Source organism: Streptomyces sp. NPDC051563 (assembly GCF_044454225.1).
Classification (GTDB): Bacteria; Actinomycetota; Actinomycetes; order Streptomycetales; family Streptomycetaceae; genus Streptomyces.
The window spans coordinates 58,968-83,824 of record NZ_JBITDL010000002.1; the positions used below are offsets into that span (position 1 = coordinate 58,968).

Below are 24,857 nucleotides of genomic sequence, written 5' to 3' on the forward strand. Positions count from 1 at the left end.
CCCGGGGCTCCGCCCCGGACCCCGCTCCTCAAACGCCGGAGGGGCTGGATAGGGCTGGAGCCGGCCGGAGAACGCCTGAGCGGCGGCTCCCCCGGAAGGGAACCGCCGCTCAGGGGCTGCTGCGGGAGGGCCGGAGGCTCAGGCCTTCGCCTCCGCGAGGAGCTTCTGGATGCGGGAGACGCCCTCGACCAGGTCCTCGTCGCCCAGGGCGTAGGAGAGGCGGAGGTAGCCGGGGGTGCCGAAGGCCTCGCCCGGGACGACGGCGACCTCGGCCTCGTCCAGGATCAGGGCCGCGAGCTCGACGGAGGTCTGCGGGCGCTTGCCGCGGATCTCCTTGCCGAGGACGTCCTTGACCGCCGGGTAGACGTAGAAGGCGCCCTCGGGGGTCGGGCAGAAGACGCCGTCGATCTCGTTCAGCATCCGCACCATCGTCTGGCGGCGGCGGTCGAAGGCGGTGCGCATCTCGTGGACGGCGTCCAGGTTGCCGGAGACGGCGGCCAGCGCCGCGACCTGGGCCACGTTGGAGACGTTGGAGGTGGCGTGCGACTGGAGGTTGGTCGCGGCCTTGACCACGTCCTTCGGGCCGATGACCCAGCCCACGCGCCAGCCCGTCATGGCGTACGTCTTGGCGACGCCGTTGACGATGATGCACTTGTCGGCCAGCTCGGGAACGATCGCCGGGAGCGAGACGAACTTCGCGTCGCCGTAGACCAGGTGCTCGTAGATCTCGTCGGTCAGGACCCACAGGCCCTTCTCGACGGCCCAGCGGCCGATCGCCTCGGCGTCGGCCTCGGAGTAGACGGCGCCGGTCGGGTTCGACGGGGAAACGAAGAGGACGACCTTCGTGCGCTCCGTGCGGGCCGCCTCCAGCTGCTCGACGGAGACCCGGTAACCGGTGGTCTCGTCGGCGACGACCTCGACCGGGACACCGCCGGCGAGACGGATCGACTCCGGGTACGTGGTCCAGTAGGGCGCCGGGACGATGACCTCGTCACCCGGGTCCAGGATGGCCGCGAACGCTTCGTAGATCGCCTGCTTGCCGCCGTTGGTCACCAGGACCTGGGAGGCGTCGACCTCGTAGCCGGAGTCGCGCAGCGTCTTCGCGGCGATGGCGGCCTTCAGCTCGGGCAGACCGCCGGCCGGCGTGTAGCGGTGGTACTTGGGGTTGCGGCAGGCCTCGACCGCGGCGTCGACGATGTAATCCGGGGTCGGGAAGTCGGGCTCACCCGCGCCGAAACCGATCACCGGACGCCCGGCGGCCTTGAGGGCCTTGGCCTTGGCGTCGACGGCGAGGGTGGCGGACTCGGAGATGGCACCGATACGGGCGGATACGCGGCGCTCGGCGGAAGGCGTTTCAGAGGTCATGCGGCCAATCGTCCCAGACGGGAAACGAGCGCCGCACTCCGTTTCAGTTACCGGACGGAAGCTGTCCGGACGGTGCTGTTCGACGTCAGGGCCCGGACCACGTACACTCAACCGTCGTTGGCCCTGCCAAACGCTGCAGAGCGTGAGCACACCGTGCACTCGTCTGGATGCGGTAGGTTGGGACACGCAAAGGGTCGTAGCTCAATTGGTAGAGCACTGGTCTCCAAAACCAGCGGTTGGGGGTTCGAGTCCCTCCGGCCCTGCTCCACACTCCTTCTCGGAAGTGTGTGCGCAGGTACGTACTTAGATGCAGTGCCGTGCGGCGCAACCGGGCGCGGCTACGGCCACGACCCGGATTCAGGTGAGAGACGTGACGGACGCCCTGGGCTCCATCGACATGCCTGACGCCGAGGATGACACTCGCGAGAAGAAGGCCCGCAAGGGCGGCAAGCGCGGCAAGAAGGGCCCTCTGGGTCGTCTCGCGCTGTTCTACCGCCAGATCGTCGCGGAACTCCGCAAGGTTGTTTGGCCCACTCGCAACCAGCTGACGACGTACACCACTGTGGTGATTGCCTTCGTCGTCATCATGATCGGTCTGGTGACCGTGATTGACTATGGGTTCCAGGAAGCCATCAAGTTCGTCTTCGGCTGATCCCCGCGGAGGGCGGCGCCTTGATGGGTGCCGCCCGTTTTCGCATGTTCGACCACCTTTTGTATCCAGGAAGAAGCAGCCACCGTGTCTGACCCGAACCTGAACGTGAGCCCCGACTCCGTCGAGTCCGTCGAGGACGAGCTCGACATCGTCGAGGCTGCAGACGCTGTGGACCCCGACGAGGCCGAGCTCGCCGACGCCGAGGCGGGTGTCGCCGCCGAAGAGGCCGCGCTGCACGTCGAGGACGAGGTCGACCCCGAGGCCGAGGACGACGCGGAGGCCGAAGAGGCCGACGACGAGTCCGATGAGGACGAGTCCGACGAGGACAACGACGAGGAAGCCTCCGACGACGAGGTCTCCGACGAGGTCTCCGACGAGGCTTCCGACGAGGACGACGAGGCCGAGGACGACGCGGAGGCCGTCGAGGCCGCCGACGCCGAGCCCGCCGAGCCGGTCGACCCCATCCAGGCCCTGCGCGAAGAGCTGCGCCTCCTGCCCGGCGAGTGGTATGTCATCCACACCTACGCCGGCTACGAGAAGCGCGTGAAGGCCAACCTGGAGCAGCGCGCCGTCTCGCTCAACGTCGAGGACTTCATCTACCAGGCCGAGGTGCCCGAGGAAGAGATCGTCCAGATCAAGAACGGCGAGCGCAAGAACGTCCGGCAGAACAAGCTGCCCGGTTACGTTCTCGTCCGCATGGATCTGACGAACGAGTCCTGGGGCGTCGTCCGCAACACCCCGGGCGTCACCGGCTTCGTGGGCAACGCGTACGACCCGTACCCGCTGACCCTGGACGAGATCGTCAAGATGCTCGCCCCGGAGCTGCAGGAGAAGGCCGCCAAGCTGGCAGCGGAAGAGGCCGGTCTGCCGGCGCCCGCCGTCAAGCGCGCCATCGAGGTCCTGGACTTCGAGGTCGGCGACTCGGTCACCGTCACCGACGGCCCGTTCGCGACGCTGCAGGCGACCATCAACGAGATCAACCCGGACTCGAAGAAGGTCAAGGGTCTCGTCGAGATCTTCGGCCGCGAGACCCCGGTCGAGCTCAGCTTCGACCAGATCCAGAAGAACTGATCCACAGCCTTCTGGCACACGCTTCCGGACAGGTCAGATTGCCCCCTTGCGGGCGGTCTGACCTGCTCGGTTTTCAGCCTCGCACCGATACCCGTTATCGTGGTGCGGTATGCCTCCATCCGGATGACCGGATTGGCGGCGAAAACTCTCACTAGGACCCGGAGAGAGCAATGCCTCCCAAGAAGAAGAAGATCACGGGGCTTATCAAGCTCCAGATCAAGGCCGGTGCGGCCAACCCGGCTCCGCCGGTCGGCCCCGCGCTCGGTCAGCACGGCGTCAACATCATGGAGTTCTGCAAGGCCTACAACGCCGCGACCGAGTCGCAGCGTGGCATGGTCGTGCCGGTGGAGATCACGGTCTACGACGACCGCTCCTTCACCTTCATCACCAAGACGCCGCCGGCCGCGCGCCTCATCCTGAAGAGCGCCGGCGTGGAGAAGGGCTCTGGCGAGCCGCACAAGACGAAGGTCGCGAAGCTTACGCGTGACCAGGTTCGCGAGATCGCCACGCTCAAGATGCCTGACCTGAACGCCAACGACATCGACGCGGCCGAGAAGATCATCGCCGGCACCGCGCGTTCGATGGGCATCACGGTCGAAGGCTGATTCAGCCACCCCAGCACCACAGTGGTAGGGCCAAGCGCTGGTCCGCACCACGACTCCACACCTGAAGCCACAACACAGGAGCAGAAGTGAAGCGCAGCAAGACTCTCCGCGCTGCGGACGCCAAGGTCGACCGGGAGAAGCTGTACGCCCCGCTCGAGGCCGTCCGTCTCGCCAAGGAGACCTCCACCACGAAGTTCGACGGCACCGTCGAGGTCGCCTTCCGCCTGGGTGTAGACCCGCGCAAGGCCGACCAGATGGTCCGCGGCACCGTGAACCTCCCGCACGGCACCGGCAAGACCGCCCGGGTCCTGGTCTTCGCGACCGGTGACCGTGCTGCGGCCGCGGAAGCCGCCGGCGCCGACATTGTCGGCGACGACGAGCTCATCAACGAGATCGCCAAGGGCAACCGCCTCAACGAGTTCGACGCCGTTGTCGCCACGCCGGACCTCATGGGCAAGGTCGGCCGCCTCGGCCGCGTGCTCGGTCCCCGTGGCCTGATGCCGAACCCGAAGACCGGCACCGTCACGATGGACGTCGCGAAGGCTGTCACCGAGATCAAGGGTGGCAAGATCGAGTTCCGCGTCGACAAGCACTCGAACCTGCACTTCATCATCGGCAAGGTCTCCTTCTCCGATGACCAGCTGGTCGAGAACTACGGCGCGGCCCTGGACGAGATCCTTCGTCTGAAGCCGTCCGCCGCGAAGGGCCGCTACATCAAGAAGGCCGCCCTCAGCACCACCATGGGCCCCGGCATCCTGCTGGACCAGAACCGCACCCGGAACCTCCTCGTCGAGGAAGACCCGGCCGCGGTCTGACTGAGCCGGGCCTGACGGCCCGCTGAGTTGCCCGAACGGGCCCTTCGCCCCCCTCTGGGGAGCGAAGGGCCCGTTCTCGTGTTCCCCGCCGCGGGCAGGGGTGCGGGCAAGGGTGCGGGTGACGGGGCGAAGAGTGACGGCGCCGACAAGCGCTCGGTCATGATCGGCGACGTCATCTGGACCAGGCTGGACAAGCCCGTGAAGGGCAAGTCCTGGATGAAGATGAACCTGGCCGCGGACGGGAAGCCGGTCGCGCGGCGGGGCGAGGACCCGGCCGAGTACCTCGGGATGCTCCTCGGGCAGGACACCGTCCGGCACGTGGGCGCCGAGCAGGTCGGGGGTACCGACGCCGAGCACTACAAGGCGATCCTTACCGGCCCGGAGCTGCTGAAGGCGGACGAGGCCACGAAGGTCATGGACGAGAAGGAACCGCCAGGACCTCCACGAGGCGCTCAAGGACGTCAAGGAGCTCCGCGTCGACCTGTGGATCGGCAAGGACGGGTACCCCGTCCGCTACGAGTCCACGGAGGCGGGGGCCGCGAACGGTCCGCTCCGGACGGAGGCGGTGTTCTCAGCCTTCGGCACGGCTCCTGCCGTTGCTGAGCCGCCGGCGGCGGACACGGTGGACTTCGACGAGGTCATGGGGCGCTGAGCCCCGGACAGGGGCCCTGACGGGGATCCGGACGCGCGGGCCCGAAGGGTCCCGAGCGGTCCTGAGGGGTCCTGCGGGGGGCCGGAAGGGCGTCCCCGGGGGCGGATTTGCTCCTCATCGGGTGGTTCCCGTACTCTTCGGGAGAAGCCAAAGACCGCTGGTCGTTGCCGTGCCCGCAAGGGGGCGGTGGCCGAAGGATCCGCTAACTGCGGACGTCCTGCGCAGGTGTTCAAGGAAAGTTCCCGGAATCCGTTCCGGTTGAGCTACGCCCTGGCGCCTGCGCCGGGGCGTTTCGTGTTTATGCCCCTTCTGAGCGGTCCTCATCACCCGGAAGGAGGCCGACGCACTATGCCGACGCCCAACAAGGCTGCCGCGGTAGCCGAGCTCACGGACCAGTTCCGCGACTCGAACGCCGCCGTGCTGACCGAGTACCGGGGTCTCACCGTCGCGCAGCTCAAGACGCTGCGTCGCTCTCTCGGTGAGAACGCCCAGTACGCCGTGGTGAAGAACACGCTGACCAAGATTGCGGCCAACCAGGCCGGGATCACCGCGCTGGACGAGCACTTCGCTGGTCCCACCGCGGTCGCCTTCATCACCGGTGACCCGGTGGAGTCGGCGAAGAGCCTGCGTGACTTCGCCAAGGAAAACCCGAACCTCATCATCAAGGCGGGTGTCCTTGATGGTAAGGCGCTCACCGCCGATGAGATCAAGAAGCTTGCGGACCTCGAGTCCCGCGAGGTTCTGCTCAGCAAGCTGGCCGGCGCGTTCAAGGGCAAGCAGTCTCAGGCTGCCTCGCTCTTCCAGGCGCTGCCGTCGAAGTTCGTCCGCACTGCGGAAGCGCTTCGCGTCAAGCTCGCCGAGCAGGGCGGTGCCGAGTAATTCGGCTCGCGCACTGATCCACGCCGCCTAGTGCGTGGGTCAAAGCGGGCCGTTACGCCCGCCTCTATATACATCCGGCACCTGCCGATTTAGTGGAAGGATCGCCCATCATGGCGAAGCTCAGCCAGGAAGACCTGCTCGCTCAGTTCGAGGAGCTCACCCTCATCGAGCTCTCCGAGTTCGTGAAGGCGTTCGAGGAGAAGTTCGACGTCACCGCCGCCGCGGCCGTCGCCGTTGCCGGTCCGGGTGCCCCGGTTGCCGCTGAGGCCGCTGAGGAGCAGGACGAGTTCGACGTCATCCTCGAGGGCGCTGGCGACAAGAAGATCCAGGTCATCAAGGTCGTGCGCGAGCTCACCTCCCTGGGCCTCAAGGAGGCCAAGGACCTCGTCGACGGCGCTCCGAAGCCGATCCTCGAGAAGGTCGCCAAGGAGGCCGCTGACAAGGCTGCCGAGTCCCTCAAGGCTGCCGGCGCGTCTGTGACCGTCAAGTAACACCTCTGGGCCCCTTCTGGGACCCTTTCAAGGGGCGATCACCCGTAAGGGTGGTCGCCCTTTGGCGTACCCGGAGTGCCTGACTTGCCCCAGTCTCGTTGGGGAGTAGGGTGATCTTCGTTGCTCTGCGGCAGGGTCCTTCGATGATCCGCTCGGAGCAGGGGGCCTTGACGAACGGGACGCGGCGCGCAATTCTCAGATCCGTCGTGAGATCGGCAGGCCCGATCCGAGATCCGAGGCATGGATCGGTTCCGTATCGGGCATGGATCGACTACGAAGAGGGCAGTACTGCTACGCGCTCTGTATGCGAGCCGGGCGGGACGCAAGGTTGTTTCAACGACATGGGGAAGGCCTGTTGCCGGTTTCCGGAAACCTGGTCTGGACATCAGTGAGCCTAGTGGCTACACTGACCCTTTGCGCTGCCTGTTAGCTGTCCCCTGCCCGTCGCCAGGGGCATGCCCACGCATGAGCACACTTGATTGAACGGCCCTGAGCTGGTCCTTTTGACCAGATGGGGGGCGCTTGTCTTCTGTGTCAGCTGGGACCGGTACGCGCGTAGTGAGTCCGAGCCCTCGGAAGGACCCCCTCTTGGCCGCCTCGCGCAACGCCTCGACCAATACGAACAACGGTGCCAGCACCGCCCCGCTGCGCATCTCCTTTGCAAAGATCAAGGAGCCCCTCGAGGTTCCGAACCTCCTGGCGCTGCAGACCGAGAGCTTTGACTGGCTGCTCGGCAACGCCGCCTGGAAGTCTCGCGTCGAGTCGGCGCTTGAGAGCGGACAGGACGTTCCCACCAAGTCCGGTCTGGAAGAGATCTTCGAGGAGATCTCGCCGATCGAGGACTTCTCCGGGTCGATGTCGCTGACGTTCCGCGACCACCGTTTCGAGCCGGCGAAGAACTCGGTCGACGAGTGCAAGGACCGCGACTTCACGTACGCGGCGCCGCTTTTCGTCACTGCCGAGTTCACGAACAACGAGACCGGAGAGATCAAGTCTCAGACGGTCTTCATGGGCGATTTCCCGCTCATGACCAACAAGGGCACCTTCGTCATCAACGGCACCGAGCGTGTCGTCGTGTCGCAGCTCGTCCGTTCCCCCGGTGTCTACTTCGACTCCTCCATCGACAAGACGTCCGACAAGGACATCTTCGCCGCCAAGATCATCCCTTCCCGGGGTGCCTGGCTCGAGATGGAGATCGACAAGCGCGACATGGTCGGTGTTCGCATCGACCGCAAGCGCAAGCAGTCCGTCACCGTCCTCCTGAAGGCTCTCGGCTGGACCACCGAGCAGATCCTCGAGGAGTTCGGCGAGTACGAGTCCATGCGCGCCACCCTGGAGAAGGACCACACCCAGGGCCAGGACGACGCGCTGCTCGACATCTACCGCAAGCTGCGTCCGGGCGAACCGCCGACCCGTGAGGCCGCTCAGACGCTGCTCGAGAACCTCTACTTCAACCCGAAGCGCTACGACCTCGCGAAGGTCGGCCGCTACAAGGTGAACAAGAAGCTCGGCGCCGATGAGCCGCTGGACGCCGGCGTGCTCACCACCGACGACGTCATCGCGACCATCAAGTACCTGGTCAAGCTGCACGCCGGTGAGACCGAGACCGTCGGTGAGTCGGGTCGTTCGATCGTCGTCGAGACCGACGACATCGACCACTTCGGCAACCGTCGTCTGCGCAACGTCGGCGAGCTCATCCAGAACCAGGTCCGTACGGGTCTGGCTCGTATGGAGCGCGTCGTCCGCGAGCGGATGACGACCCAGGACGTCGAGGCGATCACGCCGCAGACCCTGATCAACATCCGGCCGGTCGTCGCCTCCATCAAGGAGTTCTTCGGCACCAGCCAGCTGTCGCAGTTCATGGACCAGAACAACCCGCTGTCGGGTCTCACCCACAAGCGCCGTCTGTCGGCGCTTGGTCCCGGTGGTCTGTCCCGTGAGCGGGCCGGCTTCGAGGTCCGAGACGTTCACCCGTCGCACTACGGCCGCATGTGCCCGATCGAGACCCCTGAAGGCCCGAACATCGGTCTGATCGGCTCGCTCGCGTCCTACGGCCGCGTCAACGCGTTCGGTTTCGTCGAGACCCCGTACCGCAAGGTCATCGACGGCGTCGTCACCGACGAGGTCGACTACCTGACGGCCGACGAGGAAGACCGCTTCGTCATCGCCCAGGCCAACGCCGGCCTGTCCGACGAGATGCGCTTCACGGAGAACCGCGTCCTGGTTCGCCGTCGTGGCGGCGAGATCGACTACATCGCCGGCGACGACGTCGACTACATGGACGTGTCCCCGCGCCAGATGGTGTCCGTCGCCACCGCGATGATCCCCTTCCTCGAGCACGACGACGCCAACCGTGCCCTCATGGGCGCGAACATGATGCGCCAGGCCGTTCCGCTCATCAAGGCGGAGGCGCCGCTCGTCGGCACCGGCATGGAGTACCGCTGTGCGGTCGACGCCGGTGACTCGATCCGTGCGGAGAAGGACGGTGTCGTCCAGGAGGTCTCGGCCGACTACATCACCGTCGCCAACGACGACGGCACGTACACCACGTACCGCGTCGCCAAGTTCTCCCGCTCGAACCAGGGCACCTCGGTCAACCAGAAGGTCATCGTCAACGAGGGTGACCGGATCATCGAGTCCCAGGTCCTCGCCGACGGTCCTGCGACCGAAGAGGGCGAAATGGCCCTCGGCAAGAACCTGCTCGTGGCGTTCATGCCCTGGGAAGGTCACAACTACGAGGACGCGATCATCCTGTCGCAGCGCCTCGTACAGGACGACGTCCTCTCCTCGATCCACATCGAGGAGCACGAGGTCGACGCCCGTGACACCAAGCTGGGCCCCGAGGAGATCACCCGGGACATCCCGAACGTCTCCGAGGAGGTCCTCGCGGACCTCGACGAGCGCGGCATCATCCGCATCGGTGCGGACGTCGTCGCCGGCGACATCCTGGTCGGCAAGGTCACGCCCAAGGGCGAGACCGAGCTGACCCCGGAAGAGCGCCTGCTCCGCGCGATCTTCGGTGAGAAGGCCCGCGAGGTGCGTGACACCTCGCTCAAGGTTCCTCACGGTGAGATCGGCAAGGTCATCGGTGTCCGCGTCTTCGACCGCGAGGAGGGCGACGAGCTTCCCCCGGGCGTGAACCAGCTGGTCCGCGTCTACGTCGCCCAGAAGCGCAAGATCACCGACGGTGACAAGCTCGCCGGCCGCCACGGCAACAAGGGTGTCATCTCCAAGATCCTTCCGATCGAGGACATGCCCTTCCTTGAGGACGGCACGCCGGTCGACATCATCCTGAACCCGCTGGGTGTCCCGTCCCGAATGAACCCGGGACAGGTCCTGGAGATCCACCTCGGCTGGCTCGCCAGCCGCGGCTGGGACGTCTCCGGCCTCGCGGAGGAGTGGGCCGAGCGGCTGAAGGTCATCGGCGCCGACCGCGTCGAGCCCGGTACCAACGTCGCCACCCCGGTGTTCGACGGTGCCCGCGAGGACGAGATCTCCGGCCTCTTCGAGCACACCATCCCGAACCGCGACGGGGACCGCCTGGTCCTCCCGTCCGGCAAGGCGCGTCTGTTCGACGGCCGCTCCGGCGAGCCGTTCCCGGAGCCGGTCTCGGTCGGCTACATGTACATCCTGAAGCTCCACCACCTGGTCGACGACAAGCTCCACGCTCGGTCGACCGGTCCGTACTCGATGATCACGCAGCAGCCGCTGGGTGGTAAGGCGCAGTTCGGTGGCCAGCGCTTCGGTGAGATGGAGGTGTGGGCGCTCGAGGCTTATGGCGCCGCTTACGCCCTCCAGGAGCTCCTGACCATCAAGTCCGATGACGTGACCGGCCGCGTGAAGGTCTACGAGGCCATCGTCAAGGGCGAGAACATCCCCGAGCCGGGCATTCCCGAGTCCTTCAAGGTGCTCATCAAGGAAATGCAGTCGCTCTGCCTCAACGTGGAGGTGCTGTCCTCGGACGGCATGTCCATCGAGATGCGCGACACCGACGAGGACGTCTTCCGCGCGGCGGAGGAGCTCGGTATCGACCTGTCCCGGCGTGAGCCGAGCAGCGTCGAAGAGGTCTGACGGGCCTGACGGGGGGCTCGCTCAAGAGCCCCCCGTCATCCCCGGGACCGTTCAGACCATGATTGAGACTCGACCCCGAAAGAGGGATTGACGCACAGTGCTCGACGTCAACTTCTTCGACGAGCTGCGGATCGGCCTTGCCACCGCGGACGACATCCGAACCTGGTCCCACGGCGAGGTCAAGAAGCCGGAGACCATCAACTACCGCACCCTCAAGCCCGAGAAGGACGGACTCTTCTGCGAGAAGATCTTCGGTCCGACCCGGGACTGGGAGTGCTACTGCGGTAAGTACAAGCGTGTCCGCTTCAAGGGCATCATCTGTGAGCGTTGTGGCGTCGAAGTCACCCGCGCCAAGGTGCGCCGCGAGCGGATGGGCCACATCGAGCTTGCCGCTCCCGTCACCCACATCTGGTACTTCAAGGGCGTCCCGTCGCGCCTCGGATACCTGCTGGACCTCGCGCCGAAGGACCTCGAGAAGGTCATCTACTTCGCCGCGTACATGATCACGTTCGTGGACGACGAGCGCCGCACCCGCGACCTCCCGTCCCTGGAGGCGCACGTCTCCGTCGAGCGCCAGCAGATCGAGAACCGACGCGACTCGGACCTCGAAGGCCGTGCCAAGAAGCTCGAGAGCGACCTGGCCGAACTCGAGGCCGAGGGCGCCAAGGCCGACGTGCGCCGCAAGGTGCGCGAAGGCGCCGAGCGCGAGATGAAGCAGCTCCGTGACCGCGCCCAGCGCGAGATCGACCGCCTCGACGAGGTGTGGGCCCGCTTCAAGAACCTCAAGGTCCAGGACCTCGAGGGCGACGAGCTGCTCTACCGCGAGCTGCGCGACCGCTTCGGTACGTACTTCGACGGCTGCATGGGCGCCGCGGCGCTCCAGAAGCGTCTGGAGTCCTTCGACCTCGACGAAGAGGCCGAGCGCCTCCGCGAGATCATCCGTACCGGCAAGGGACAGAAGAAGACCCGTGCGCTCAAGCGCCTCAAGGTCGTCTCCGCGTTCCTGCAGACCAGCAACAAGCCCAAGGGCATGGTTCTGGACTGCGTGCCGGTGATCCCGCCGGACCTGCGTCCGATGGTGCAGCTGGACGGTGGCCGCTTCGCGACCTCCGACCTGAACGACCTGTACCGCCGCGTGATCAACCGCAACAACCGTCTGAAGCGCCTCCTCGACCTCGGTGCCCCCGAGATCATCGTGAACAACGAGAAGCGCATGCTTCAGGAGGCCGTCGACGCCCTCTTCGACAACGGTCGTCGTGGTCGTCCGGTGACCGGTCCCGGCAACCGTCCGCTGAAGTCCCTGAGTGACATGCTCAAGGGCAAGCAGGGTCGATTCCGTCAGAACCTCCTCGGCAAGCGCGTGGACTACTCCGCGCGTTCCGTGATCGTCGTCGGTCCCCAGCTGAAGCTGCACCAGTGCGGTCTGCCCAAGGCCATGGCGCTGGAGCTCTTCAAGCCGTTCGTGATGAAGCGCCTGGTCGACCTGAACCACGCGCAGAACATCAAGTCGGCGAAGCGCATGGTCGAGCGCGGCCGCACGGTCGTCTACGACGTGCTCGAAGAGGTCATCGCCGAGCACCCGGTTCTGCTGAACCGTGCGCCCACGCTGCACCGCCTCGGCATCCAGGCCTTCGAGCCCCAGCTGGTCGAAGGCAAGGCCATCCAGATCCACCCGCTCGTCTGCACCGCGTTCAACGCGGACTTCGACGGTGACCAGATGGCCGTGCACCTGCCGCTTTCGGCAGAGGCGCAGGCCGAGGCCCGCATCCTGATGCTGTCCTCGAACAACATCCTGAAGCCGGCGGACGGTCGTCCCGTCACCATGCCGACCCAGGACATGGTGCTGGGTCTGTTCTTCCTCACCACTGACGGCGAGCTCCGTGACGTCAAGGGCGAGGGCCGTGCGTTCGGCTCGACCGCCGAGGCGACCATGGCGTTCGACAACGGTGAGCTGGCTCTCCAGTCGGCCGTCGACATCCGCTTCCCGGTGGGCACCATCCCGCCGCGCGGCTGGGTCGCGCCGATCGCCGAAGAGGGCGAGCAGGAGTTCCAGCCGGGCGACAGCTTCCGTCTGAAGACGACCCTGGGTCGCGCGCTCTTCAACGAGCTGCTGCCCGAGGACTACCCGTTCGTCGACTACTCGGTGGGCAAGAAGCAGCTCTCCGAGATCGTCAACGACCTGGCGGAGCGCTACCCCAAGGTCATCGTGGCGGCGACGCTCGACAACCTGAAGGCGGCCGGCTTCCACTGGGCGACCCGTTCGGGCGTCACCGTGGCCATCTCCGACGTCGTCGTGCCCGAGGCCAAGAAGGCCATCGTCAAGGGCTACGAGGAGCTGGACGAGAAGGTCCAGAAGCAGTACGAGCGCGGTCTGATCACCAAGGACGAGCGCACGCAGGAGCTCATCGCGATCTGGACCAAGGCGACCAACGAGGTTGCCGAGGCGATGAACGCGAACTTCCCCAAGACGAACCCCATCTTCATGATGGTTGACTCGGGTGCCCGAGGAAACATGATGCAGATGCGACAGATCGCCGGTATGCGTGGTCTGGTGTCGAACGCGAAGAACGAGACCATCCCGCGTCCGATCAAGGCGTCCTTCCGTGAGGGCCTCACCGTTCTGGAGTACTTCATCTCCACGCACGGTGCCCGTAAGGGTCTGGCGGACACCGCCCTGCGTACCGCCGACTCGGGTTACCTCACCCGTCGTCTGGTGGACGTCTCGCAGGACGTCATCATCCGCGAGGAGGACTGCGGCACCGAGCGCGGCCTGAAGCTGAAGATCGCCGTTCGCGGCGAGGACGGCGTGCTGCGCAAGGCCGACGACGTCGAGACCTCGATCTACGCCCGCATGCTGGCCGAGGACGTCGTCATCGACGGCAAGGTCATCGCGCCGGCCAACGTCGACCTCGGTGACGTGCTCATCGACGCCCTGGTCGCCAACGGCGTCGAGGAGGTCAAGACCCGCTCGGTCCTGACCTGTGAGTCCGCGGTCGGCACCTGTGCCTTCTGCTACGGACGCTCGCTCGCCACCGGCAAGCTGGTCGACATCGGTGAGGCGGTCGGCATCATCGCCGCCCAGTCCATCGGTGAGCCCGGTACCCAGCTGACGATGCGTACCTTCCACACCGGTGGTGTGGCCGGTGACGACATCACGCAGGGTCTGCCGCGTGTCGTCGAGCTCTTCGAGGCCCGTACCCCGAAGGGTGTCGCCCCGATCTCCGAGGCCGCCGGCCGCGTGCGGATCGAGGAGACCGAGAAGACGAAGAAGATCGTCATCACGCCGGACGACGGCAGCGAGGAGACGGCCTTCCCGATCTCCAAGCGCGCCAAGGTCATCGTCGGCGAGGGCGACCACGTCGAGGTCGGCCAGAAGCTGACCATGGGTGCCACCAACCCGCACGACGTGCTGCGCATCCTCGGCCAGCGTGCGGTCCAGGTCCACCTGGTCGGCGAAGTCCAGAAGGTCTACAACTCGCAGGGCGTGTCGATCCACGACAAGCACATCGAGATCATCATCCGGCAGATGCTGCGCCGCGTGACGATCATCGAGTCCGGCGACGCGGAGCTCCTGCCGGGCGAGCTGGTCGAGCGGTCGAAGTTCGAGACCGAGAACCGTCGTGTGGTCACCGAGGGCGGTCACCCCGCCTCCGGTCGTCCGCAGCTGATGGGTATCACCAAGGCCTCGCTCGCGACCGAGTCCTGGCTGTCGGCGGCGTCGTTCCAGGAGACGACCAGGGTTCTGACGGACGCGGCGATCAACGCCAAGTCCGACTCCCTGATCGGCCTCAAGGAGAACGTCATCATCGGTAAGCTCATCCCGGCCGGTACGGGCCTCGCCCGCTACCGCAACATCCGGGTCGAGCCGACCGAGGAAGCCAAGGCCGCGATGTACTCGGCCGTCGGCTACGACGACATCGACTACTCGCCCTTCGGCACCGGCTCCGGCCAGGCCGTCCCGCTGGAGGACTACGACTACGGCCCGTACAACGGCTGAGCTCGTTAGGTAGTACGAAGAAGCCCCCCGCCGCTCCGAGAGGAGAGGCGGGGGGCTTCTTCGTGTCGTGGCCCGTGGCCGCGAGGCCGTGGTGGCGGGCTCCGCGGGTCAGGCCCGCCGGCGGCGGCGCCAGCCTGCGACGGTGACCGAGGTGAGGGCCAGGAGGGCCAGGGTGGCGGCGGCGAGGCCGGGGGTGAGGCCCTTGGGGGTGAAGGTGCAGGAGAGCTTGTTCGTGCCCGGGGGGATGGTCAGGGAGACCAGGCCGTGGAAGCTCTTGACCGGGGCCGAGCACTGCCAGCCGGGGACGTCGGTCATGGCGATGACGGCGGTGCCGGAGGATCCCTTCGGGAGGGTGGCCTCGATGGTGTGGCCGCCGGTGCTGACCCGGGTGGCGCCCGTGACGGTGAGGCGGTCGACGGCCTGGGTGAGCGCGGTCCGGTTCAGGCAGCCGATGGGGTGTTCGCCGGCGGTGGCGCCCTGGGTGCGGGTGTCCACGGTGACGTCGACCGTGCCGGACGCGGGGACCTCGCCGAGGCCGACGACCCCGGTCATCTTGTCCTCCAGGGGCCTTGAGGTGCCGCCGGAGGTGAGGGTGCCGTACAGCTCGGGGGAGTACCAGAAGGCCTCGGAGCCGGGCTCGCAGCGGGCGGCGTAGGTCTGCCGCGTGGCGCTCCCGGCCCGGGTGACGGGCGGGACCGCGTAGACGGTGGCGCCGAGGACCTGCTCCTGGTGGGCGTAGACGCTGGCCGGGGGGTTGGGGGAGGTGTAGGGGGCGCTGCGCACGGTGACCAGCGGCGGGGCGGGGAAGGTGCGGGCCGTCCAGCTGCCCTTCTCGGGACCCGGTTCGGCGCGGGCGCCGATCGAGAAGATCGCGTCCAGGACCGGGTTGTTGGCTCCGAAGATGGTGCGGCCGTCGTTCTTGTAGCCGTAGCCGAGGGGTTCGAGGGCCTGGTACGTGGTCTCGGGGAGGTAGCTGCTGTAGTACTGCGGGCCCTCGGCCCGGAGCGAGAGGGCGTCGTTGTACGAGGTCTGCGGGGCTCCCGAGTCGGTCCGGTAGGCGGGCCAGCCGTCGACCGAGCGGACGGCGTCGAAGTGGTTCGTGATCGACTTGCTGGACGTGGCGATCGGCTTCGCCCAGCGTTCGCGTCCGCGGCGCTCGTCCGCGTTGACCGCGGAGGCGGTGGATTCGGCGAAGACGACGCCGACCATCAGGACCGCGGCCACGGGGATGAGGAAGCGGCGCTTGTCGCCCTGCGTCAGCAGGATCAGGGCCAGGAGCGAGACCGCGCCGCCGGCCAGGACGGCCGGCCAGGTGGCGCCGCCGAAGTCGTTGGTGTGGCGCAGCACGAAGGTCGCGACGACCAGCAGGGCGGCGCTCAGCGCCAGGTGCAGCGGGCGCGGCCGGTTGGCCAGCGAGAGCCAGGCGACGATCACCACCATGCCGCTGAAGACGAAGGCCTCGCGGTAGGGATTGCCGTTCGGCACCGCCAGCCCGTGCCACACGAACTGGGTGGGCGGGAACTGGAAGGACAGGACGACGAGCAGGGTCGCCGCCGCCCACACCAGGCGGGTCCTGCGGGCGATGCCCGTGTTGAGCAGGAAGGCTCCCGCCAGGATCAGGCCGAGCGAGGCCACGTACAGCCGCGGCCGGCCGCCCCACAGATAGGTGCCGGGGAGCATGCCGGTCAGGAAGACCTCGATCCGGACGGGATCGAAGGAGGCCGCCTTCGTCGGCTGGGCGGCTCCGCTGGAGAGGAACGAGGGCAGCAGGAGGGGGAGCGTCAGCAGGATGCCCGTCGCGGCGGCCGTCCCGGCCCGCCAGACGGCGCGCAGCCGCTGGGACCGGCTCAGGTCGAGGACGATCAGGCGGACGGCGAGCAGCACGCAGGCGGCCATCGTCGCCATCATCGCGGTGTAGAAGTTCCCGAACCAGGCGAGTGCGACCAGCAGCGCCACCCCCGGCCAGCGGCGTTCCTCCAGGCACCATTCGACGGCGATCCCCAGCAGCGGGAGCGCGACCAGGCCCCACATCCACATGGGGATGTACGAGGCGTCGCTGAGCGCCCAGCCGCACAGGCCGTAGACGGCTCCGAGGACGCCCCGCTGCCACCAGGGGCCGGGCTGGAGCTTGCCCAGGTAGACGGCCATCAGGGCGGCGGCGGTGCCCATCGTCAGCGGCGTGATCATGAAGACGGCGAGGTCCACGTGCGCGCGGGGGACGAGGACGGCCAGCCAGGAGAAGGGGTTGCCGAGGTAGGTGTAGTAGTCGGACAGGAACTGCTGGCCGAAGCCGCCGCGCCAGGTGAACAGGAGGTCGCCGGCGGCCTGGCCGTGGACCAGGTCCCACAGGGCGCGGTGGAACGGCACGTACTGGTTGGCCTGGTCGTTGAGGGCCCGGGCGGTGTTCCCGAAGGGGAAGGTGCCGCGGGCCGCCCAGGACGCGCAGAAGGCGCCCGCGGCGATCACGAAGGCGAGGAGCGGTCCGTACAGGCGCGCGGCGCGGCGCGGGGCGGGCCGGTCGGGACCGGGGGGCGGACTGTCCTGTGTTGTGGGCTCCGGGGCCACGGTCCCCAATGCTCTGCTCCCCTGCTGATCGACTGCGAAGTACGGCGGGTTGGTTTGTCCCGGCTCGTCAGTCTAGGTCTGCGGGGAGGGTCCGCCGGGCGCCGCGGGGGGCCGCCGGGGCGGCGCCCCCACGGAGCGGTCGGGTCACCGGGCGGTGATCTGCCAGGCGGTCATGGCGATCGCCGAGACCGCCGCCATGGCGGTGACGCTGGCCAGCGGCCAGCGGGCCCGCTCCAGGGCGTCCAGCCGGGACTCGTGGTCCGCGAGCTGGCGGTCGGTCTGGTCGCTGCGCTGCACGAGCAGCGCGAGCGAGCCGTCGACCCGGGCGAACCCCGCCTCCATGGTGCCGCGCAGCCGTTCCAGTTCGACGGCGACGGACAGCGGGTCGGGCAGGTGCGGGTCGGTCATGCGCGCTCGTCCTGCGGCTCCGGGCGCTCGTCGCGGGCGATGAGGGCCAGCAGCGTGCGGTCGGCGTCGTACGGCCACTCGGTGCGCAGCCAGCCGGGCAGCACGGCCTGTACGCCGGGCAGCGCCATCACCCGGGTGAGGGCGCCGGCGGCGGTGAGGGCGGCGGCCACCCAGGGCAGGGCGGCGGGGATGCCGGACGCGTCGACCAGGGCGGGCAGCAGGACGGCTATCGCCAGGGCGGTCTGGACGAGCGTGCGCAGGGTGCGCTTGGCGGCTTCGGACATGGCGGGGCCTTCTTTCGGGCGGTGCGGGGGGTGGGGCGCGGGGGTATGGGGGCGCGGTCGGGGGGTGCGGGTGCTTCAGCCCGTGTACGGGACCTTCAGCGCGTCCCAGGAGGTGCGGCCCGGCCAGCCGTCGGCGTCGGCCCCGGTGAAGCCGAGCTTGCGCTGCCACTTCGCGTAGGAGCGGCGGTCCGCCTGCGACCACTGCGGGCCGGGGCCCACGGAGTAGTCGGAGCAGCCCTCGGCGACCAGGCGGCGGCCCATGGCGGTGACGAGCGGGGAGTTCGGGGCGGCGGTGAAGAAGCCGGCGCCGGGGAAGGGCTGGTGGCGGGCGCCGTTGCCGTCGGCGGGCGGGGTGGGGCGCTGGCCGCCCGGGGCGGCCGAGAGCCGGGCCGCGATGCGGGCGCGCAGGTCGGCCATGGCGAAGCCGCGCGGGTCGACCTTGGTGTTGGTCCACTCCTTGTGCCCGATCACGGACGGGGCGCTCCAGCCGTGGGACCGGCACAGGGCGGCGGAGGCGCGCTCGATGGCGTCGAGCTGGGCGGCGGGCCAGGGATCGCTGCCGTTGCCGAGGTTGACGCACTCGAAGCCGTAGAAGTGGGCGTTGCCGTCGGTGTCGTTGCGGCGGGGCGCGGGCGGCGGGGTCTCGGCGGCGACGGCCGCAAGGACGGCGCCGTCGCCGAGGCCGGCGTGATTGGTGCGGCCGTGGCCGATCAGGTGCACCGTGCCCGCCTTGTCGATCACGCCGTGGCAGAGCGGGCCGGGCAGCTCGGCGTATCCGTCGCGGCAGAGGGCGACACTGCTGTCGCTGCCGGTGGAGACGGTGTGGTGGATCACGATGCCGTTGACCGGGCCCCAGGCGCCCTTGTGGTTGCGGTTGTGCGTGCGCCAGCCGGGGTGCTCGACGACGTTCACGCCTTCGGCGCGGAGCGCTGCCAGCAGGGTGTCGGCGGTGAGGGGGGTGGCCATGTGGATCTCCTTCGGGCATGAAGAAGCCCCGGCCGGGTGGTCGTCCGGCTCGGGGCGGGTGGGTCGTGGGGCAGGGTCGGGTGCGGGGGCGGGCTCGCGGGGCGGTGGGTTCGGGGTGGTGCGGTTGCCGGGGCGGTGGGTCCGGGGCGGTGCCGTTGCCGGGGCTCCGCCCCGGGCCCCGCGCCTCAAACGCCGGCGGGGCTGAAGGACCGCCCTGACCGCTGGCGGCGGGGCGGGATCGGGCGGAGCCGGACGTTGCCGGGTGGGAGCGCGCGGGCTGGATCCGGCGGGGTGGGAGCGCGCGGGCTGGATCCGGCGGGGTGGGGTCGGGTGGGCTGGATCCGGCGGGGTGGGATCGGGCGGGCTGGGTCCGGTCCCGATGGGGCTCAGGTGGTCGGCGGTGCCTGCGGGAGCCAGGCTTCGCACAGGGCCGCGTAGGCCTCGGTGCGGCTCTGGAAGTCGGCCAGGGCGGCTGCGACCGCCGTGGCCACCGCGGTCTGGTCCGGGGTCACCGGGCCGGTGCCGGCCGGGTCCAGGACCACCTGGCCCGAGCCGCGGAGCTGGGTGCCGAGCTCGCCGGTCTCGGTGAACTGGGCGGTGACGTAGACGGAGGGGTAGCCGCTGACCGGGTCGGGTTCCAGGGCGCCGCCGAGGCCGGCGTCGTAGACGCGGACCTGGACGGTGTGGCCGGCCTCCGTGACGACGGCGCGGCCCGCGTAGTCGATGGCCAGGCCCCAGGGCTGGGTCGGGTCGATGTTCATGGGGAGGTTCTCCTCGGCTAGCTCTGGGTGCCGTACATCATCAGGGGCTGGGCGTAGACGAGTCCGGTGCCGCTCGTGACCATGGCCTGGATCTCCACCTTGACCAGGGAACCGAAGCGGGCGTTGAAGTCGTCGGTGACCGGGGCCGTGCGGTCGAAGACGGTGCCGGTGGTGACGGGGTCGCCCCACGGCGCGCCGTCGACGAGGACCCGTACCTGGCCGGTGACGCCGGAGGCGGCGGCGGTGGTGAAATAGAGCCGCAGCCGGGGCTGCCACAGGGGGTTGAAGGAGCGGGCGACGGTGGTCCAGGCGGTCGCGTTGGTCTGGGGCCAGCGGACGGTGCTGGTGTCCTGCGGCGGCAGCATGGCCAGCCACGGGCGGGCCAGGCCGCCGGTGACCACGTCGCAGGAGAGGATCTCGTGGTTGTACGAGTCGAAGATGCGGACGGCCTGGTCGTAGTTGTTGGCGGAGCCGTTGCGGATGCTCAGCGCGGTCTTGCCGCTCTGCCGCTTGATCTCCATGCCGTACTCGGTGGAGGACCAGAAGCCGACGCCCAGGATCCGGGTGCCCTTCGGCTCCTCCACGGCCAGCGAGCCGCCGTCCTTGATCGTCAGCGTGCCGCCCGTGACGGTGTCGAGCGCGGGACGGGTGTTGACGGCGGTGGACAGCTGCTGGATCCGGCGTTCCATGGCGGTCAGCCGGTCGATGATGTCCTCGGGCAGCTGGGGCATCAGGCCTCCTCTAGGTAGAGCTCGGCGGTGTCCGGGCGGCCCCGCTCGGGCGGGGTGACCTTGACGCCGATGATCCGGAACCGGGCGTCCAAGCCCTGCGGATGCCATTCGTCGGTGATCCGGATGCGGACGGTGCGGCCCAGCAGGGCCGGCGGTATCTCGCTGCCGAGGCGGACGGTGATCTCGGGGATGACCACGGCCCCGCGGGCCTGGGCGAGTTCGTTCGCCGCCAGCCCGGTCAGGACGGCCTTGTCGGTGACCGTGTTGTGGTCGGAGGACAGGTCGATGCGCGGCCAGCCTCCGGCGATCAGGTCCTCGGCGACGAGCTCGTCCGAGTAGAGCGGCCGCGATTCCTCGGCCTGATTGCTGTTGACGGACGCGCCGCGGGCCCGGACGGTGGTGCCGCCGCGGGTCGCGTCGCGCGGGAAGGTGTACGAGAGGATCGCGCCGGGCCGGTCCAGCACCAGGTCGGTGGAGCCCGTGTGGATGCGCGGACTGCCCAGGCGCAGCAGCCGGGTGCGGGCTCCGGAGACCGGGTCGCGGAAGACGGAGATCTGGTGCTCGAACCCGTTCTCGGAGGCGGCCAGCGCCTCGATCGCCTCGGAGTACAGGGTCTCGTCGCCGTCGCGCCAGGACTCGGTGCGCAGCATGCCGGAGGTCTCCTCGCCGTAGGTGACGCCGATGTCGCCGCCCACGGTGGACTGCATCCGGCGCCACAGCTCCCGGACCAGCTCCAGCTGGTCGGTGGGGGTGGCGGAGCCGAAGGTCTCGCGGATGCGCCGGCGACCCGCGTACGAGTCGAAGGTCGCCGCCTGGAGGCTGAGGCTGATCACGCCCCGGCCGCTGCTCTGCAGGGTGCTGGTCCAGACGATCCCGCCCCACCACAGGTCGCCGCCGCGCTCCAGGTAGACCGCGGTACGGCCCTCCTCGATGCGGCTGACCCGGGCGGCGAGGGCGGCGTCGGGCACCGGGATGGTGCCGGAGAGGGAGCCCGGCTTGCCGATGTAGTCGTCGATGGAGACGTCGCGCAGCGGGAGGATGTCGATCGTGCTGTCGGTCCGCACGTCGCAGAAGATCGCGCGGTACGGGGTGTCGGTGCTCACTGGGTGGCCGCCTCGTAGGTGGCGGTGCCGGTGATGGTGTGGCCCGCGGCCCAGGTCCACGGGCTGACGGCGTCGGCCAGTCCGAAGCCGGCGACGGCCTCGCCGGCCGGGGTGCCGGAGGCGATTTCCATCTCGAAGACGCTCGTTGAGGTGCAGCGGAGTCGGGCGGTGACGCGTTTGCGCAGGTCCAGGGTGAGGTCGGCGAAGCCGATGCCCTTGATCACGGAGGCCGCCTTGACGGGCAGGGTGAACCGCCAGTTGTCGTTCGTGTTGGCTCCGGCGCCGAAGTTGGTGGTGGTGCCGAAGGTGATGGCGAAAGCCATGTGCACGGTCGGGCCCTGCTGGATCCAGCGGGCGTTGACCTCGGCGTTGCCGAAGGAGGGCGTGGCGCTGCCGGTGGCGGTGGTCCACACCGGCGTCCAGTTCTGCCAGGCGGGCTTGGGCGGGTACGACAGCCAGGCGGTGCCGTCCCAGCGCTGCAGGCCGCCGTCGATGTCGCGGTACTGGCCCGGGTAGGCGCCGATCGCGGTGTCGGTGGTGACCGGGAGGATGCCGCCGAGCGCCACGGTGGCCGTGCGCAGGCCCAGCAGGGCGGTGGTCCAGGCGATGCCGCCGGTGCCGGCGCTGGTGCCCGCGGGGACGGCGACGGTGTAGAGGGGGAGTGCCAGCGGCGGGGTCGCGGGGACGGCCGGGGTCGCCGCCGGAACGCCGCGGACGATCTCGACGGCGGCTTCGGTGCGTCCGGAGGCGTCGTACTCGTCGTCGTAGACGCGCAGCACGATGAGGTCGACGCGGCCGAACTGGGCGTGGCCGTCGGCGAAGGTCAGGTTGACGGGCTGGGTCAGGGCGACAGGGTAGGCGCCCTGGGCCTCGGCGCCCTGGATGAGGGCGCGTCCCGGGTAGACGGTCGCGCCCATGGCGGTGGAGCCGGTCACGGTGAATCCGGAGATCCGCCACTTGCCGTCGCTGGAGCCGGGCAGGATGCCGGACCGGCTGGCGACCGGGGAGGTGGGCGTGAGGGCGCCGAGCGAGGCGACGCGGGTGTCGGAGCGGGTCTGGCCGGTGACCTGGAGCCAGGCGGAGCGCACGTTCACGGACTTCTCCTTGAGAGCTGTACGGGGTGGGGCGAGGTGGGGCGAGGTGGGGCGAGGTGGGGCGGGGCGGGGTGCGGCCGGGGCGGCGGCGGCTCAGAACAGGGGGTCGACGCGGAGGAAGATGTTGTCGAACCAGGCCTTGACGCCGGCGACGGAGACGCGGTGCATCAGCGTCACGGTGTACGGGAGTTCGGCGGTGAGCCCGCCGATCCGCGTGGTGGTCGACGCCGAGGTCGCCGGGTCGCCCGGGCTGGACACGGCGCGCTCGTCGTCCGGAGCCCACACCTCGGTGGCCCCCTGGGTCACCCGTACGCAGGTGAAGGCGCAGGCCGTGGCGTTGCCGACGGCCGACATGCGGGCCCCGTACGTGAGCAGCACGGCGCCCGAGACCGGCGCGGGGAAGGTGACGCGGACCGCGGCGACGGAGGTGTCCTGCAGGGTCTCGCTGTAGGTGGTGGAGGTGGTGAAGCCCGCGTCGAGGTTCTCGGCGAACAGCGGTGCGGGGAAGGCCGGCAGCCAGGCGCTGCCGCTCCAGCGCTGGAGCACGCGCTGCGGGGTGTCGCGGTACTGGCCCGCGTAACTGGCGGTGGTCAGGGTGCCCTTGGGGGCGATGCCGCCGATCGCGGCCGGGTACGGGACCCAGGCGGAGCCGTCCCAGCGCTGCAGGGCGGTGTAGCCGTCCTGGTACTGGCCCGGGTAGGCGCCGCTGCCGGTGTCGCCGTAGGCGGGCACGATGCCGCCGATCGCGACGGTGGTGGTGCGCAGGTCCTTCAGGGCGGTGCTCCAGACGATGCCGCCCTTGCCCGCGCTGGCGCCGGCCGGGACGGCGATCTCGTACAGGGGCAGGGACAGGACCGGGGTGGCCGGGGCGACGGGGGTGGCGGAGGGGGTGCCGCGAATGATCTCGACGGCGGCCTCGTACTTGGCGGAGGTGTCGTACGAGGCGTCGTAGATGCGCAGGACGAGCAGGTCGAGGCGGCCGAACTGGGCGTCGCCGTCGGCGACCGTGAGGGCGACACCGCCGTCGAGGGTCACCTGGTAGACACCCTGGGAGTGCAGGCCCTGGATGACGGCCCGGCCGTTGCTGACGTTGAGGGTCATCGCGGACGTGCCGTCCGTCCAGAACCCGGAGACCCGGTGCAGACCGCCGTACGAGCCCGGGAGGATGCCCGAACGGGCCTGCTGCGGGTTGAGCGGGGTGGTGGCGCCGATCTGGCTGAGCCGGGTGTTCTCGCGGGTCTGGCCGGTCGGGGCGAGCCAGCTGGTGTGCAGCGGCATGGGGGACTCCGTTCAGGAGGGGGCGGATGGGAGGGGAGGGCGGGAAGCGCGGGGGCCGGGGAGAGCGCGGCGGCCGGGTGGGCCGGGTGGACCGGAGGGACCGTGCGGGTTGCCGGGGCCCGCGGCTACCACTCCGCGCTGCGCCAGCGCACGGACATCACGGCGCCGGCTGCGGCCGTGTCGGGGCGGAAGGACAGCTCGGCGCGGCCCGGCTCGAAGGTGAACAGCTCCTCGGGGCTGCTGTCCGGGGTGGCCGTGTGGCGGCGCGAGGCGTTGCCGTTGAGGGTGACCGTGCCCGCGGCGGTGTCCACCACCAGCTCGTCGCCGGCGGCCAGGTCGATCGCGTACCGCAGCCGGCGGCGGCTGCCCCGCTCCGTGACGGAGGGCGTGCCGCAGGGGCCGCGGAAGGTGATGACCGGGTGGGCGGGCGCGGAGCCGGCGTTGTCGGCGCCGGCGTCGCCCGTGCGGGAGGCCGTGCCCCAGTTGAGGGGCCAGACCAGCGGCCAGGTCAGCCCGCTCTCCGGCTCCGGCGCGTAGACGATCGCCGTCTGCTCGTCGACCAGGTAGCGGCGCGGGTCGGTGGCCAGCCACTGCACGGAGGCCTTGGCCGCGCCCTGGGTGGCGTACACCCGGTCGGCCGGGACGATGCGCTGGCTGACCCGGGCCCGTACGGCCAGGACCTCGCCGTGCAGCCGGACCGCGAGCCAGCGCTCCTCCTCGCCGAGGGTCAGCGCCTGGCGCAGGGCGCGGACGGTGGCCAGGGAGGCACCCCGCTCGGGGACCATCCACAGCGTGGCGCCGACCTTGCGGGGCTTGGCGTAGCGGGCGCCCGGCCAGGAGCCGTGGCCGGTGGGGCGTTCGGCGTCGGAGCTGTCGAACTCGGGCAGGTCCTCCCAGCCGCTGAGCCCCGACTTCTCGATGGTGTAGGGGGTGCCGGGGCCGAAAAGAATCCCGGCCCACTGCATCTGCCCGTCCTGGGTGATGAGTGAGCCGGGTGCGAGATCGGCGGTGTATGTCTGCGTGGTCTCGGCCATGACGGGCCGTCACCTCATCTCGGGTGGGGGCGGGG

Annotated in this window: 20 protein-coding genes and 1 tRNA gene; 10 read left to right on the forward strand and 11 right to left on the reverse strand. The window is 69.3% G+C overall.

Going from position 1 to position 24,857, the window contains the following annotated elements:
- Nucleotides 1–138: 138 nt before the first annotated feature.
- Nucleotides 139–1,365 carry a pyridoxal phosphate-dependent aminotransferase gene (locus ACIA8F_RS02445; RefSeq protein ID WP_266955932.1) on the reverse strand — a complete coding sequence of 409 codons (1,227 nt, stop codon included), beginning with the start codon at nucleotides 1,363–1,365 and terminating at the stop codon, nucleotides 139–141.
- A 190-nt stretch (nucleotides 1,366–1,555) separates the two neighbouring features.
- Between ACIA8F_RS02445 and ACIA8F_RS02450 the strand changes: the two genes are divergently transcribed.
- From ACIA8F_RS02450 to ACIA8F_RS02495, 10 genes are all read left to right on the forward strand, one after another.
- Nucleotides 1,556–1,628, forward strand: a tRNA-Trp gene (locus tag ACIA8F_RS02450).
- A gap of 107 nt (nucleotides 1,629–1,735) precedes the next feature.
- On the forward strand, nucleotides 1,736–2,017 hold the full coding sequence (secE, locus tag ACIA8F_RS02455; RefSeq protein WP_399376310.1) for a preprotein translocase subunit SecE: 282 nt from the start codon (nucleotides 1,736–1,738) through the stop codon (nucleotides 2,015–2,017).
- 84 nt (nucleotides 2,018–2,101) lie between these two features.
- Nucleotides 2,102–3,088 (forward strand): transcription termination/antitermination protein NusG, encoded by a 987-nt coding sequence (gene nusG, locus ACIA8F_RS02460; protein WP_399376311.1) that lies wholly within the window; start codon nucleotides 2,102–2,104, stop codon nucleotides 3,086–3,088.
- A gap of 170 nt (nucleotides 3,089–3,258) precedes the next feature.
- Nucleotides 3,259–3,693, forward strand: a complete 435-nt coding sequence (gene rplK / locus ACIA8F_RS02465; RefSeq protein ID WP_053682632.1) for a 50S ribosomal protein L11 — start codon at nucleotides 3,259–3,261, stop codon at nucleotides 3,691–3,693.
- Nucleotides 3,694–3,779: 86 nt separating this feature from the next.
- A complete protein-coding gene (rplA, locus tag ACIA8F_RS02470) occupies nucleotides 3,780–4,508 on the forward strand; it encodes a 50S ribosomal protein L1 (RefSeq protein WP_399376312.1) in 729 nt (242 codons plus the stop codon).
- 78 nt (nucleotides 4,509–4,586) lie between these two features.
- Nucleotides 4,587–5,111: a hypothetical protein gene (locus ACIA8F_RS02475; protein ID WP_399376314.1), complete on the forward strand. Its 525-nt coding sequence runs from the start codon at nucleotides 4,587–4,589 to the stop codon at nucleotides 5,109–5,111.
- A 397-nt stretch (nucleotides 5,112–5,508) separates the two neighbouring features.
- Nucleotides 5,509–6,039, forward strand: a complete 531-nt coding sequence (rplJ, locus tag ACIA8F_RS02480) for a 50S ribosomal protein L10 (RefSeq protein WP_215023401.1) — start codon at nucleotides 5,509–5,511, stop codon at nucleotides 6,037–6,039.
- A gap of 110 nt (nucleotides 6,040–6,149) precedes the next feature.
- Nucleotides 6,150–6,530: a 50S ribosomal protein L7/L12 gene (gene rplL / locus ACIA8F_RS02485; RefSeq protein WP_330298069.1), complete on the forward strand. Its 381-nt coding sequence runs from the start codon at nucleotides 6,150–6,152 to the stop codon at nucleotides 6,528–6,530.
- 588 nt (nucleotides 6,531–7,118) lie between these two features.
- Nucleotides 7,119–10,601: a DNA-directed RNA polymerase subunit beta gene (rpoB, locus tag ACIA8F_RS02490; RefSeq protein ID WP_266880605.1), complete on the forward strand. Its 3,483-nt coding sequence runs from the start codon at nucleotides 7,119–7,121 to the stop codon at nucleotides 10,599–10,601.
- 97 nt (nucleotides 10,602–10,698) lie between these two features.
- Entirely contained in the window at nucleotides 10,699–14,598 is a 3,900-nt protein-coding gene (locus ACIA8F_RS02495) for a DNA-directed RNA polymerase subunit beta' (RefSeq protein WP_399376315.1), read from the forward strand.
- 108 nt (nucleotides 14,599–14,706) lie between these two features.
- Here ACIA8F_RS02495 and ACIA8F_RS02500 read toward each other — a convergent pair whose 3' ends face one another.
- From ACIA8F_RS02500 to ACIA8F_RS02545, 10 genes are all read right to left on the reverse strand, one after another.
- Nucleotides 14,707–17,163, reverse strand: a complete 2,457-nt coding sequence (locus tag ACIA8F_RS02500; RefSeq protein WP_399376618.1) for a YfhO family protein — start codon at nucleotides 17,161–17,163, stop codon at nucleotides 14,707–14,709.
- Nucleotides 17,164–17,307: 144 nt separating this feature from the next.
- A complete protein-coding gene (locus tag ACIA8F_RS02505) occupies nucleotides 17,308–17,571 on the reverse strand; it encodes a hypothetical protein (protein ID WP_399376316.1) in 264 nt (87 codons plus the stop codon).
- Nucleotides 17,568–17,855: a hypothetical protein gene (locus tag ACIA8F_RS02510; RefSeq protein WP_399376317.1), complete on the reverse strand. Its 288-nt coding sequence runs from the start codon at nucleotides 17,853–17,855 to the stop codon at nucleotides 17,568–17,570. The genes ACIA8F_RS02505 and ACIA8F_RS02510 overlap by 4 nt, the downstream gene beginning before the upstream one ends.
- A 75-nt stretch (nucleotides 17,856–17,930) precedes the next feature.
- On the reverse strand, nucleotides 17,931–18,821 hold the full coding sequence (locus tag ACIA8F_RS02515) for a peptidoglycan-binding protein (RefSeq protein ID WP_399376318.1): 891 nt from the start codon (nucleotides 18,819–18,821) through the stop codon (nucleotides 17,931–17,933).
- 386 nt (nucleotides 18,822–19,207) lie between these two features.
- Nucleotides 19,208–19,582: an ATP-binding protein gene (locus ACIA8F_RS02520; protein ID WP_399376320.1), complete on the reverse strand. Its 375-nt coding sequence runs from the start codon at nucleotides 19,580–19,582 to the stop codon at nucleotides 19,208–19,210.
- Between the two features lie 17 nt (nucleotides 19,583–19,599).
- Nucleotides 19,600–20,313, reverse strand: coding sequence for a hypothetical protein (locus ACIA8F_RS02525; protein WP_399376321.1), 714 nt, complete (start codon nucleotides 20,311–20,313; stop codon nucleotides 19,600–19,602).
- Entirely contained in the window at nucleotides 20,313–21,416 is a 1,104-nt protein-coding gene (locus ACIA8F_RS02530) for a hypothetical protein (protein ID WP_399376322.1), read from the reverse strand. Before ACIA8F_RS02530 ends, ACIA8F_RS02525 begins: the two co-directional genes overlap by 1 nt.
- Nucleotides 21,413–22,510 carry a hypothetical protein gene (locus tag ACIA8F_RS02535; protein ID WP_399376323.1) on the reverse strand — a complete coding sequence of 366 codons (1,098 nt, stop codon included), beginning with the start codon at nucleotides 22,508–22,510 and terminating at the stop codon, nucleotides 21,413–21,415. Before ACIA8F_RS02535 ends, ACIA8F_RS02530 begins: the two co-directional genes overlap by 4 nt.
- Nucleotides 22,511–22,603: 93 nt before the next feature.
- Nucleotides 22,604–23,788, reverse strand: a complete 1,185-nt coding sequence (locus ACIA8F_RS02540; RefSeq protein ID WP_399376324.1) for a hypothetical protein — start codon at nucleotides 23,786–23,788, stop codon at nucleotides 22,604–22,606.
- Between the two features lie 125 nt (nucleotides 23,789–23,913).
- Nucleotides 23,914–24,822, reverse strand: coding sequence for a phage distal tail protein (locus tag ACIA8F_RS02545; RefSeq protein ID WP_399376325.1), 909 nt, complete (start codon nucleotides 24,820–24,822; stop codon nucleotides 23,914–23,916).
- Between the last annotated feature and the right edge of the window lie 35 nt (nucleotides 24,823–24,857).

Excerpts from the sequence above, each read along its gene's own strand:
- ACIA8F_RS02445 (WP_266955932.1), bottom strand. The coding sequence starts at position 1,365 with ATGACCTCTGAAACGCCTTCCGCCGAGCGCCGCGTATCCGCCCGTATC.
- rplK (WP_053682632.1), top strand. The coding sequence starts at position 3,259 with ATGCCTCCCAAGAAGAAGAAGATCACGGGGCTTATCAAGCTCCAGATC.
- rplJ (WP_215023401.1), top strand. The coding sequence starts at position 5,509 with ATGCCGACGCCCAACAAGGCTGCCGCGGTAGCCGAGCTCACGGACCAG.
- rplL (WP_330298069.1), top strand. The coding sequence starts at position 6,150 with ATGGCGAAGCTCAGCCAGGAAGACCTGCTCGCTCAGTTCGAGGAGCTC.
- ACIA8F_RS02505 (WP_399376316.1), bottom strand. The coding sequence starts at position 17,571 with ATGACCGACCCGCACCTGCCCGACCCGCTGTCCGTCGCCGTCGAACTG.
- ACIA8F_RS02510 (WP_399376317.1), bottom strand. The coding sequence starts at position 17,855 with ATGTCCGAAGCCGCCAAGCGCACCCTGCGCACGCTCGTCCAGACCGCC.
- ACIA8F_RS02515 (WP_399376318.1), bottom strand. The coding sequence starts at position 18,821 with ATGGCCACCCCCCTCACCGCCGACACCCTGCTGGCAGCGCTCCGCGCC.
- ACIA8F_RS02520 (WP_399376320.1), bottom strand. The coding sequence starts at position 19,582 with ATGAACATCGACCCGACCCAGCCCTGGGGCCTGGCCATCGACTACGCG.
- ACIA8F_RS02525 (WP_399376321.1), bottom strand. The coding sequence starts at position 20,313 with ATGCCCCAGCTGCCCGAGGACATCATCGACCGGCTGACCGCCATGGAA.
- ACIA8F_RS02540 (WP_399376324.1), bottom strand. The coding sequence starts at position 23,788 with ATGCCGCTGCACACCAGCTGGCTCGCCCCGACCGGCCAGACCCGCGAG.
- ACIA8F_RS02545 (WP_399376325.1), bottom strand. The coding sequence starts at position 24,822 with ATGGCCGAGACCACGCAGACATACACCGCCGATCTCGCACCCGGCTCA.